Raw genomic sequence first — 11,560 nt, forward strand, 5'->3', positions numbered from 1 at the left:
GTTACGCTCCGCACAACCTCTCAGGTGCCACTGTCGGCGGGTGGCGCTTGGGCGGCGGCCTGACATGACAGCCACGCGCCTTTGCCTTCCAATGGGGCCAGATGAAGCCAGAGCAAGACGCCTTGTTCCCTCCCGCGCCAGTATCCGTGGCCACCTCCGGGGGGGAGCCCCGATTCGGTACCTACCAGGGTGAGCTGCCCGAAGTGGACCTGCCGCGCCTGCAAGGGCAGTGGGCCCCAGGCCGTACCACGCGTCTGCTGAAGCGCAAGCGTTGGCAGTACACCTTCGCGGCCACGCCCGAGGTCGCCGCGCTCTTCGCGGTGGTGGACCTGGGCTACTCGTCGAGCGCCTTCGCGGTGGCCCTGGACTTGCGCGAGCGCAAGCCGCTGTGTGACGTGAGCTTCCTGGGCACGCCCGGCCCCATGGTGGAGCTGGGTGACAAGCCCGGTCAGGGCCTCAAGGCCTCCTTCCGCACGCTGGGCGGACGGCTGTCGGTGCAGCGCGGCGAGGACGACGAGCGCTACCGGGTGGCGGTGGACGTCAGCCGGCTGCGCACCGGAAGCCTCCAGTCCTTCCAGTGGGAGGGCGACTTGATGGTGGCCGGCGGCCCGCCCGCGCTCACGGTGGTGTCGCCGGTGGAGGGTGACGGGCTGGTGAACGTCACCATGAAGAGCAATGGCCTGCTCACCTTCGGCAGCCTGGAGGCGGGCGGGAAGCGCTTCCGGTTGGACGGAGGCGTGGGCGGCATGGACTACACGCAGGGCTACCTGGCGCGGCACACCGCGTGGCGCTGGGCCTTCGCGTCGGGGCGGCTGGCGGACGGCACGCCGGTGGGCATCAACCTCGTGGAGGGCTTCAACGAGGGCAACGCGGACGCCAACGAGAACGCGCTGTGGCTGGGGGACAAGCTGTACCCGCTGGCGCGCGCCCGCTTCGAATACGACGCGAAGGACCTGATGGCGCCGTGGCGACTTGCGACGGTGGATGGCGCGGTGGACCTGCGCTTCCAGCCCCTTCATGTGCACCGCGAGGATCGGAACCTGCGCCTCGTCGTGAGCCACTTCGCGCAGCCGGTGGGCTTCTTCAACGGCACGGTGCGCGTGGGAAGCCGCACGCTGGAGTTGTCCAACGTCCCCGGCGTCACCGAGGACCAGGACATGCTCTGGTGAGGTGAGTGACCGCACTGGCGCGGGCTTCGCCCGTGCCACTCAGGGCGGCGGGCTGCCGTGGATGAGCTCGGACGTGAGCTGTCCCTCGGGAAGGGCGCGCTTCGTCCACTCCAGTGTGCCGCTTTCGGCTGCCCGCGCCTCCTCGGTGGTGTCGCCCGTGGTGAGCGTCAGGGCTCGTGGCCCAGCCGAGGGCACCCGGCGCAGCACCAGCTCCATGGGGGCGGAGGGCACGTCGGCGGGCCGATAGACGTCGAGCACTGCTTCCGCCGGGCCACCTGGGCGCAGCAAGTCGCGCACGGTGTCATGGACCGTGTCTTCCGTGGCCAGCCCTCGTTTCGACGTGAAGGTGCCCTTGAGTGCGCGCGAGCCCTGTCGCCCCTCGTAGCGGTACGCCGTCTCGGGAGCGGCGCGCGTGGGCGGTTGGGGCTCCCGTTCGCGGCGGAGCGTCACCTGGAGCGTGAGCCGCCCGTCTTCCGCATGCGCATGGCGCTGCTCCTTCAGCCGGCCCGCCTCATCCGTGACAGTGGTAATGGCGCGGTCCTCCGCGTGCGGGCCATTCGCGGCCGCTGGCAGCAGCAGGCTGGTGGAGACTTCCGTGCGCCGCGAGCCTCCCTCCAGGCTTCGCTCGGTGCGCCAGTCGAATCCCGCGAGCCGCCCATCCAGCTTCAACACGCGAAGCGCCTTCGTTCGCGCGGGCGTCCGGGCGGGGCCGGGAACCTTGAGTGTGGCGGCCAGTCCGGCGGTGACGCGGTGGAAGGTGCGCGCGTAGCCGGGCTCGTCATGGGCGCACAGCAGGGGGAGCTCCGGGCTCGCGCTCACCATCAGCTTGAGCCGTCCCGCGCTCACGCTGTCCCCGGAGGCGACCACCTCGTAGTCCACGTCCACGAACATCACCGGTGCGTCCGCGACGATGGTGACCTCCGTGGGAACCATGCTCCGGACCGTGACGCCCTTGTGGCCTTGCGCCGCCTTCGCCACCGCGAGCACCGCGCCCGCCGCGTCGATGGGGCGCTCGTACACGAAGCAGCTCAACGTGGCCTCGGTGCCCAGGGGAATCTCCAGGCGTGTGGAGCCCTCGTGCCGTGTCAGGCGGGGCGCGGAGGTGGCTTCCACCTCGGCGGTGAAGATGCCTTCCGCGGAGCTCACGCGCTGCCTGGGCAGCGGTGCCAGCTCCCGGGCGAAGGGGCCTGTCGGCGTGGGCGGCGGCGGAACCTTCGCGGCAGGGGGCGGCTCGGGCACGGGCTGCTCGGGCCGGACCGTCGTCACGGACGGTCCGGCGCAGGCGGAGGTGAGGCACAGCAGCAGAGCGAAGCGCCGCATGGAGGAGTCCATGGCCGCGGCCTAGCCGGAAGTGGCCCGGGCGCGGCGTGACGCGACGATGTCGCGGAAGGACCGGCTGCGCAGCTCCTCCAACGTGAGGCCCGCGGCCAGCACCTCGTCCTGGGTGAGTGCGCCGCAGCTCAGGCCCCGCAGGAAGAAGTTGAGCAGGCCCTGCCCGGTGGCCGCGTCGTCGAAGACGTCTCCCAGCAGCGTGGCCTGCGCGGCCTTCTCCATGAAGGCCCTGAGCCTGCGCGAGGCCGCGTCCAGCCCCTCCAGGAAGAACGCATACACCGCCGCGTAGCGCACGGGGAGCTGGCCCGGGTGCAAGTCCCACCCCTGGTACCAGCCGCGCTCCAACGAGTGCCGGATGTGCCGGTACGACAACTGCCAGACCCGGTGAACCGCCTCCATGTTCTCCCGGCGCTCGGTGGGCAGCAGCGGCTCGTCCTGCTTCGCCCGGTGCGGTGGCACCGGCATGACGTTGGTGGCGCCATCCGCCAGCCGGATGCCCGTGCCCGCCAGCGACACCTGCACCAAATCCCGCAGGAAGTCGCAGGCCGGGTGCCGCATCGTTTGCACGTGCGCGCTGACGCCCAGCGCGGCGGTGTAGTCGTACACGCCCAGGTGGACGCTGGTGCACCGGCCCGCGCTCGCGGCCACCAGCGAGGGCAGGTGCAGCCGGCCCTGCTGGTCGAAGAGCGCCTGGGGTGTCTCCACCATCAGCTCGATGCCCACCGTGCCCACCGGCAGCTCGTGCCGCGTCTCCAGCACCTCCAGGACGCGAGCGAGCGCCGCCACCTGCTCCGGCAGCGACACCTTGGGCAGCGTGACGACGAAGCCGGGCGGCAGCTTCCCACCCGAGCGCTCCAGCAGCGTGGTGAGGAACAAATCCAACGTGCGCGTGGCGCGGTCGAACAGCTCCTCGGTGAAGGACTTCACCCGGATGCCGATGAAGGGCGGCAGCAGCTCCTGGGCCAGCCCGCGCGCCATCTCCTCCGCGGCGGACACGGCGTGCCCGTCCTCCTCCGCGTCGGAGCGGTGCCCGTAGCCATCCTCGAAGTCGATGCGCAGGTCCTCCACTGGCTCGCGCTCCAGCTTGGCCACCACGCGCGCGTAGACGCGCTGGGCGAAGTGGCCGCGCTGGGGCAGTCCCAGTCCGTGGGCCAGCACGGGCGCATCCGGTGCGTACGACTTGAGCGTGTTCAGCGCGATGCCGCCCAGCTTCCGGGCCGTCTCCGCCCGGAAGAGGTGCGCGCCGCCGTACACCACGTGCACCGGCTGTCGCTGGGTCGAGTCCCCCGGGTAGGCGCGCTCGAACCCCGCGTTGGCCTGCCGCAGGGCCTCCCGCACACCCGAGAGGCTCGCTTCTGTCAGCGTCGTCTTCACGGCTGGCGCTTCAGCCACGCGGAGACCTCGGGCATGCAGCGCTCACGCAGCGCCACATCCTGGGACAGCCGCTCCAGTGTCTGCGCCGTGGCCTGCTGCGCCTCGGGGATGGGCTGGGCCTTGAGCAGGGCCTGCATCTGCTCCAGGTGCTCGCGCGTGCGCAGCATGCCCATGGCCTCGACGATGCGGCGCAGCAGCATGGGGGCGCCGCCGGTGCGGGCCACCACGTCCTTCCATTGCGTGCGCATCTGCGCCCACCACGCGTCGCGGCCGACGCGGTTGCCCAGCAGCCCCGCCACGAAGCTGGCCACGTCCTGCGTCTTCACCGTGTCCGTGTAGAGCAGCCCGCGCGCGCGCTCGGTGAGCTCCGGGGCCTCGAAGGCGGTGAGCGCCATGAGGTAGCGGCGCTGCGTGGCCGGGTCGGGCTCGGACGGAATCTTCTGGAGGAAGGTGTCGAAGAGCGCCGCGTCGCCCGCGCGCGCCACCATGCCCACCGCGGCGTCCAGCAGATTGGGCTCCAGCGCGTCCCGTTGTCCCTGGAGCATGCGCTCCACGCGGGGCCGGGCCTCGGCGAGCGCGTCCTGGCTGCGCGCCAGGCCACCCACCGCGCGCACCAGCGCCGCGCGCCGCAGCTTCACCCGGTCCGCCTCGTTCGGCGCGGACTGCCAGCCCAGCTTCTTCAGCCCCGGCCCCAGCAGCTTCTCCACCCACGCGCGGAAGCGGACCTGGTCCTCGCCGTCCGTCAGCCGGCCTTCGATGTAGGCCAGCCGGCCCACCAGTTCGTCCAGGACGGAGTCGTCCTCCTCGTCACCGAAGCGGCCCGCCAGGTTCAGCAGGTCCGCCACCGACGCCTGTCCCGCGCGCACCAGCGCCCACTGGTCCGCCAGCAGGGCGGCGCGCTCGGAGGGGGCCAGAGACTCCAGGTTCGTCGCCAGCTTCTCCAGGCCCGGCTTGTCGTAGGCGACCCGGTAGAATCCGGTGGAGCCCGCGTTGGCCGTCAGCCACTTCACCTCGCCTTCGCCCTCCAGCTTCACCGTGGCCTGGGCGTCCCGCAGCAGCACGCGCTGCTCGCGCACGCCGGTGCTGTCCTCGTAGCGCAGCACCACCGGCACCGGCCACACCTCACCGCTCTGCACACCGGGCTCGGTGTAGAAGCGCCGCTGCGACAGCGACAGCCCGCGCCCGTCCAGCGTCGCCGTCACCAATGGGAAGCCGCTCTGGCCCACCCACGCGGTGGCCAGTTCCTCCACCGGCTGCTTCGCGGCGTCGCCCAGCGCGTTCCACAAGTCTTCCTTCACCGCGTTGGCGCGGGCGTGCTTGCGCATGTACTGGCGGATGCCCTCGCGGAAGGGGCCTTCCCCGAGGAAGCCCTCAATCATCCGCAGCACCGCGCCGCCCTTCTCGTACGTAATCGCGTCGAAGCTCTCACCGGCCTCGCTCGCGTTGCGCACCTCGCCGTGGATGGGGTGCGTGGACTTGAGCGCGTCCAGGTGCAGCGCGCTTGCACGGTGCGCGTCGAAGTCCAGCCACATGCGCCACTCGGGGCGCCACTGGTCGACAATCTTGAAGGCCATCCACGTGGCGAACGCCTCGTTGAGCCACAGGTCGTCCCACCACGCCATGGTGACCCAGTTGCCGAACCACTGGTGCGCCAGTTCGTGCGTCACCACCTCCGCCACGCGCTTCTTCACCGACAGCGGCGCGGTGGCCGGGTCCAGCAGCAGCGCCACCTCGCGGTAGGTAATCAGTCCGGCGTTCTCCATGGCGCCGGCCTCGAAGTCGGGGATGCCCACCTGGTCCACCTTGGTGAAGGCATACGGCAGCCCGAAGTAGTCCTGGAGCCTGGGCAGCACCGCCAGCGCCACGTCCTGGCCGAAGCGCGTCAGGTGCGCCTTCTCCGGCAGCGCCCAGGTCCGCACCGGCACGCCCTGCACGTCCTGCGCGTCCGTGCCCACCAGCGGGCCCACCACCAGGGCGATGAGGTAGCTGCTGAGCACCTCCGTCTCCTGGAACGTCACCGCGCGCAGGTTGCCCTCCTGTGTGTCCTTCACCACCGGGCCGTTGCCCAGCACGGTGAGCCCCGCTGGGACGCGGACGGTGAGGGCCCAGCGCGCCTTGAAGGCGGGCTCGTCGAAGCAGGGGAAGAGCCGGCGCGCGTCGGCGGCCTCGAACTGGGTGGCCGCCACCTTGCCCGCCTGGTACAGGCCGCGCAGCCCTTCCGTGAAGCGCCCCGTCCACGCGACGTCCAGCGACGCGGCGCCCGTGGGCAGCGCCTCATCGAAGCGGAGCACCACCGTCTCGCTCGCCTGCGCGGGCTGGATGGAGGCTGGCTTGCGTTGCTGGCCACCGGCGCGGAACGTCACGTCGCTCAGCTCCAGGGCGATGCCGTGCAGGATGATTTCGTTCGACGGCGCCGCCACGTCCAGGTCGACGGTCTGCTGGCCGGAGAAGGACTTCGCGTCCAGGTCCAGGGTCAGCGTGGCCGCGTAGCGGCGGGGACGGATGGAGGTCGGCAGGCGGAAGTTCTTGTCTTCGGTCGGATGCACCATAGGGACGCGGAATCTAGCCTCCGCGCCGCCGCCTGCCTGGACTTATGTCAGGGGTGTCCGCCGTCACACCCTTCCTGGCCCCAGAACGCCGTGCCCGGGCCGGGCGGGGCACCAGCTGGTGGAAGAGGCTGGATTCCCGCTGGAAGAAGCCTTCCGTGTGGAAGGAAGCGGGCAGCTCCAGCAGAAGAAAGTCCAGGTGGTGACACAGCTCGTGCAGCAGGGTGCGCAGGTAGGTGCGGAAGGCCACCACCCGCGCGTGCTTCGCGGTCCGCATCCACAGCTGGATGCGAGGGCGACGGCCCCGCTCCAGGGTGTACATGCCGTGCAGCTCGCCGGTGGTGGAGGAGGGGCGGACCTCCAGCACCTCCACCCGCGGCGCGAACAGGTCCAGCCGCTCGCAGAGGGCGTCGCTCAGCCGGGCGGTGGCGTGCTCGGTCTCCGGTTGCCGGCCCGTGGCCAGGGCTTCGCGCAACGCGGCCACCAGGGGCTCCAGTGTCCGCGGCTCGCGGAGCCGGAGCGCGCTCACCGAATCACTCATCCGGTAGACGCGCTGCTGGGCGGGGGTGAGGGTGTCGTAGTAGGCGAAGGTCACGGTGCGCCGGTCCGGCACAAGCTTCCCACCCGCGCCCGCTGCTGGCTACAGGCCGCCGGCCTCCAGCGCGCCGCCCGGCCTGGGGAAGGGCTGGGTGAGCTGGGGCAGGGCGAGGTCGGAGCGGGCCATCGTGTTGCTGACGATGACTCAGTCGCGCGGCGGTGTTCTCGTTTGCCGTCCATGGGGTGGGGCACATACCTTCCGCCGCGCGTGGATGGACGTTCTCAACAGAAGGCCCCGGCTGGCCCGGAGCCACGCGAGCAGGTGCTGGCGCTGCTGCGCCGGTACGGTTGGAACGCCACCTCGTTCCAGGTGTTGCAGCCTGGCTTCCGGTACTGGTTCGACCCGGCGGGCGACGCGTGTGTGGCGTACGTGGACACGGGCGGTGCCTGGGTGGCGGCCGGGGCGCCCATTGCCGCGCCGGAGCGGCTGGCTTCGGTGGCGGAGGGCTTCCGCGTGGCCGCGCGAGCAGTGGACCGGCGCGTGTGCTTCTTCGCCACCGAGCCGCGCTTCATTGAGCTGGCCCCCATGGCGTCGCTGCCCATCGGCGAGCAGCCCGTCTGGGACCCGGCCCACTGGGACGACGTGGTGCGGAGCAGCCGCAGCCTGCGCGAGCAGCTGCGCCGTGCCCGCGCGCGAGGCGTGAAGGTCCGTGAAGCGCCCGTCACGGAGCTGGGGGACCCGCTGCACCCCACGCGGCGAGCGGTGGAGCTGCTGAAGGCACGCTGGCTGGCGTCCCGGCGCATGGCGCCCATGGGCTTCCTGGTCCAGCTTCGTCCTCATGCCTTCGCGAGCGAGCGGTACGCCTTCGTCGCGGAGGTGGAGGGCGAGGTGGTGGGCTTCCTGTCGGTGTCGCCCGTGTATGCCCGCGAAGGCTGGTTCCTCCAGGACCTGCTCAGAGACCCGGAGGCGCCCAATGGCACCGCGGAGGCGCTGGTGGACGCGGCCATGCGCGCGGCGGCCGCCACCGGGCGGCGCTACGTGACGCTGGGGCTGGCGCCGCTCGCGGGGCCGGTGCGGCCATGGCTGCGACTGGCGCGGGCGTGCGGCCGACCGCTCTTCGATTTCGAGGGGCTGCGCACCTTCAAGGGGAAGTTCCGCCCCGACGCCTGGGTGCCCATCCATCTGTCCTATCCCGAGCCCCGGGGCGGGCTGGCGGCGGTGTACGACGCGCTGCGGGCCTTCGCGCAGGGCGGCCTGTTGCTCTTCGGCATCGCCACGCTGCTGCGGCGCCCGCGCCTGCTGGTGCATGCGCTCGCCGTGCTGCTCGTTCCGTGGACCGCGCTGCTGGCGCTGCCCTCCACGGCGCGCTGGTTCCCGTTCGTCCCGGTGCAGTGGGCGTGGGTGGTGTTCGACGTGGGCCTGACGGTGGGGCTCTTCTCGTTGGTGCGGCGTTGGCGGGACGCCCTGGCCACGGTGCTGGGTGGGCTGACGGCGGCGGACGCGTGTCTGACGTTCATCCAGGCCGTCACCTACAACGTGCCGCTCGCCCGGAGCCCGCTGGACGGGGCCATCATCGCCCTGGCCGTGCTCGCGCCAGCGACGGCGTCCGGGTTGCTCTTCATCTCCCGCGACCTGCGCCTGCCCGGACGCTAGCCGTCAGATGTACGCGCCGCTGTCGGGCATCTCATCCTCCGTGGGGACGGTGGCGCCATGGCCGGGGTGGAGGAACACCTCCCCATGGTCCACCCGCGCCACCAGGTGGAAGCTCACCATGAAGTCGCGGCTGGGCGGCCAGCCCTGCTCCAGCTCGAAGTGCGTGTCTCCGATATGCACCACCGTGCCGAGCCTCCGCCCGTGTTCGTCCCTCACGGCCATTCCCTCGCGCAGCTCTCCTGGGTCCCACATGACGCCCTCCTTTCGCGAAAGATGCACGCGCCCGGGATGTTCGGCAGCCCACGCAAGGTGTCTGCCATTGCTCCATTGATGGACATTCCGGCGAACGCAATCTGGACCGCGGCGCGGGAATAGTGGTGTTTTCGGGAGAGAGCTGACCCCAGCCCGGCGTCTCGACTCCTCGCGGCGTGCAACGTGGTTGGTGGGGCGGGGAGACCATGCGCCCGCCGTCTGGCGTTGCACTGTCGCTCGCCGTCCTGCTGTTCGCCCAAGCCAGGCAGGCCCAGACCGCCGCGAAGGAAGCGGCGCCTCCGCCCGCCGCCCTGCCACCGGGCGTGTCCGCGGCGCTGTGGAAGCTGTCCGTCCCAGCCAGCCTCGCGCCCACGCCGGAGCGAGTGCTGCTGGGTGAGAAGCTCTTCAACGGCAAGGCCCGCTGCAACAGCTGCCATGCGGGCAACGTGGTGTCGCCGCTGTTCAGCGACCAGAAGTTCCACAGCATCGGCATCGCGGCGCACAAGCAGGACTTCGTGAAGCTCGCTCGCGAGGCCCTGAAGGTGGTCCGCACCGGCGACGAGCAGCAGATTGCGCGCAGCAGGCCGCTGGCGGATGGTGACCCGCGCATGCGCGCCATGGAGGCGTACATCTATGCCAAGCGCAAGGGCGTGAAGCTGAACTACGGGAAGAAGTAGGCCCGCTCAGCGCCCCAGGCCCGGCACGGCGTCACGCGTCCGCTGGAAGAGCCACCGAGGCTCCCACAGCGGGCGCGTGGCCTGGACGACGGAAGGCCGGCCCAGCAGCACCGTGAGCAGCGCCCCCGCTCCCAGCGCGAGGGCGACGCCCACGGGCCCCTGGAGGAACGAGTACGCGCCCACGTGCTCGGCGGCTCGCACGACGAAGCCGTGCAGGAGGAAGGGCGCCAGGCTCCGTCCACCCAGCCGCGTGAGCGCGCTCTCCTGACGCGGGCTGAGCGCGAAGAGTGCCCATGTCAGCGCCAGTGCACCGCAGAAGAGCGCCGCGCGCGCCGCCATGCCCGTGAGCGCCGTGGCACCGAGCACCGCGTAGCCGCTGCTCCCGTAGAGCCACTGCGGCGCGGGCGCGGGCAGTGCGCCCATGGCCACCGCCCCGACGCATGCGCCCAGGCCCACGGCCAGGGACGCCGCGAGCACGAGGCGCCAGCCCCGGGTGGTTCGAGGGGCAAGCAGCCACTCCCTTCGCGTCAGGTGACCGGCGACGAAGCAGGGCAGGAACACGAACGTCCGCGACAGGCCGACCAGGTAGCCCACCCAGGGCAGCAGTCCCGCGACGAGCGCCAGCGCCACGGCCCACATCAGCGGCTTGGGCAGGCGGAGGAGCAGGGGCAGCATCAGCCGCCAGCACCCGAGGCTCAGCAGGAACCACAGCAGCCAGTACGGTTGCACCAGCCAGTGGGAACTCCAGCCCCGGCCAAGCACCCACGCGTCGAAGGCGACGTACAGCACCTGGAACACGGCCAGCGGCGCGAGCTGCCCCCAGGCGATGGCGCTCAGCGCGCGTGGCCCGCTGTCCGCGCGGGACAGGTGCCCGGAGAGGAACGCGAAGGCGGGGATGTGGAACAGGTACAGGCCGGAGTAGAGCGCCTTCGCGAGCGGCTCTCGGCCGAGCAGGGGCTCGAGCGCATGCCCCATCACCACCAGGGTGATGAGGATGCCTCGCACGTTCTCGAACAGCGGGATGCGGCCAGCGGTCGTCACAACCTCAGTAGAGAAGCCCATCTCGAGGCTGAACGGGAGGGGGGAGCTCCGTTTCTCCCAGCATCTGCCGCTGGTTGATTTCAATGGTCCGGCAGAGCGCCGTCCGTCATGGAAGGGCGTTTCGATGTCGCGGTGCCACGCACCCCGCTCGCCCGCGCGCGCGTGTGTCAGGCAAGCACGCGGACCGGAGATGCAAGTGTCCTGAAGCGAGCAGCGGCGCTCCCGGGCGCTACTCGGGGCCCTGGAACCCCCCGGCCCGGAACGTGAGTACCAGCGTGTCCCGGTGGCCGGTGTCTCCCTGCGGTTGGATGGGCGTGCTCTCGTGAATCACGCGCGCATCATCCAGCAGCAGCGCGGACCAGGGCTCCGTCAGCGTGAAGCGCAGGCCGTTGGGACCGTCGGCTTCGAAGACGCGCGTCTCACCGCCCTTGATGCCCTCGCGGCCCACGAGCAGCACCGCCACGAAGTCCACGCCGTCCCGGTGCGCGCCCTCGGGTGTGGGCCGGCCGATGCCGTCGGTGGTGTCGATGCGGAACTGGTGGGCCTCGACGTACCAGGGGCGCTCGCCCTTGAGCTGGGAGCAGCACGCGGCGATGCCTCGAATCAGCCCCGTCCACACCGGCTGCGACACGATGTCGGGCTGCACGGGCTCGAACCAGCGCTCCATGCCGCCGTGAAGCGCGTTGTATTCCACCGGCTGCCAGTGCGCGCGGTGAGGCACCTGTGTCACCGAGGCGCCGTCCACGATGAAGCAGGAGTGCCGTCGTGAGCGGTAGCGGCCACCATCCCGGAGGAAGCCATCCAGCGGCAGCTCGTTCCAGGACGGCCGCAGTGCGTCCAGCGCGGGCGAGTCGATGCCCGCGAGCTCGCAGAGGCCGTCGCGGGTGAGCACGGCGTAGCCATGCCCGCTGAGGGCCGTGGGGACTTCGGACGCGGGGGTGACGGGGGGCTGGAAGCTCATGGGCGTCGGACTCAGGG

Annotated in this window: 10 protein-coding genes; 3 read left to right on the forward strand and 7 right to left on the reverse strand. The window is 71.3% G+C overall.

The window, feature by feature from the left end; genetic code table 11:
* The first annotated feature begins 101 nt into the window (after positions 1 to 101).
* The gene (locus F8M74_RS08650) at positions 102 to 1,169 is read left to right on the forward strand and encodes a DUF2804 domain-containing protein (protein WP_141253213.1); all 1,068 of its coding nucleotides are present in this window, start codon (positions 102 to 104) and stop codon (positions 1,167 to 1,169) included.
* 39 nt (positions 1,170 to 1,208) lie between these two features.
* Here the strand turns inward: F8M74_RS08650 and F8M74_RS08655 are convergent, their stop codons facing one another.
* From F8M74_RS08655 to F8M74_RS08670, 4 genes are read right to left on the reverse strand one after another with little or no spacing between them, the layout of a single operon-like run.
* A complete protein-coding gene (locus F8M74_RS08655) occupies positions 1,209 to 2,489 on the reverse strand; it encodes a hypothetical protein (RefSeq protein WP_228559197.1) in 1,281 nt (426 codons plus the stop codon).
* Positions 2,490 to 2,510: 21 nt separating this feature from the next.
* A complete protein-coding gene (locus tag F8M74_RS08660) occupies positions 2,511 to 3,875 on the reverse strand; it encodes a phosphoenolpyruvate kinase (RefSeq protein ID WP_171410193.1) in 1,365 nt (454 codons plus the stop codon).
* Positions 3,872 to 6,424 carry a M1 family metallopeptidase gene (locus F8M74_RS08665; RefSeq protein WP_141253210.1) on the reverse strand — a complete coding sequence of 851 codons (2,553 nt, stop codon included), beginning with the start codon at positions 6,422 to 6,424 and terminating at the stop codon, positions 3,872 to 3,874. The genes F8M74_RS08660 and F8M74_RS08665 overlap by 4 nt, the downstream gene beginning before the upstream one ends.
* Before the next feature lie 13 nt (positions 6,425 to 6,437).
* Positions 6,438 to 7,016, reverse strand: coding sequence for a Wss1p-related putative metallopeptidase (locus F8M74_RS08670; protein ID WP_141253209.1), 579 nt, complete (start codon positions 7,014 to 7,016; stop codon positions 6,438 to 6,440).
* A gap of 180 nt (positions 7,017 to 7,196) precedes the next feature.
* Between F8M74_RS08670 and F8M74_RS08675 the strand changes: the two genes are divergently transcribed.
* On the forward strand, positions 7,197 to 8,612 hold the full coding sequence (locus tag F8M74_RS08675) for a DUF2156 domain-containing protein (protein ID WP_216619850.1): 1,416 nt from the start codon (positions 7,197 to 7,199) through the stop codon (positions 8,610 to 8,612).
* A gap of 3 nt (positions 8,613 to 8,615) precedes the next feature.
* On the opposite strand, the gene F8M74_RS08680 is transcribed toward F8M74_RS08675, so the two are convergent.
* Entirely contained in the window at positions 8,616 to 8,864 is a 249-nt protein-coding gene (locus F8M74_RS08680; RefSeq protein ID WP_020477966.1) for a hypothetical protein, read from the reverse strand.
* 206 nt (positions 8,865 to 9,070) lie between these two features.
* On the opposite strand from F8M74_RS08680, the gene F8M74_RS08685 reads away from it, so the two are divergent.
* Complete coding sequence (locus F8M74_RS08685; protein ID WP_141253207.1) at positions 9,071 to 9,541, forward strand: hypothetical protein; 471 nt, start codon at positions 9,071 to 9,073, stop codon at positions 9,539 to 9,541.
* A gap of 6 nt (positions 9,542 to 9,547) precedes the next feature.
* On the opposite strand, the gene F8M74_RS08690 is transcribed toward F8M74_RS08685, so the two are convergent.
* Both F8M74_RS08690 and F8M74_RS08695 read right to left on the reverse strand, forming a co-directional pair.
* The gene (locus F8M74_RS08690; RefSeq protein ID WP_141253206.1) at positions 9,548 to 10,582 is read right to left on the reverse strand and encodes an acyltransferase family protein; all 1,035 of its coding nucleotides are present in this window, start codon (positions 10,580 to 10,582) and stop codon (positions 9,548 to 9,550) included.
* Positions 10,583 to 10,811: 229 nt separating this feature from the next.
* Positions 10,812 to 11,560 (reverse strand): 2OG-Fe dioxygenase family protein (locus F8M74_RS08695; protein WP_301340580.1); only part of this gene is annotated, 749 nt, incomplete at its 5' end.

The sequence above is a fragment of the Myxococcus sp. CA023 genome, from assembly GCF_010998615.1.
GTDB lineage: Bacteria > Myxococcota > Myxococcia > Myxococcales > Myxococcaceae > Myxococcus.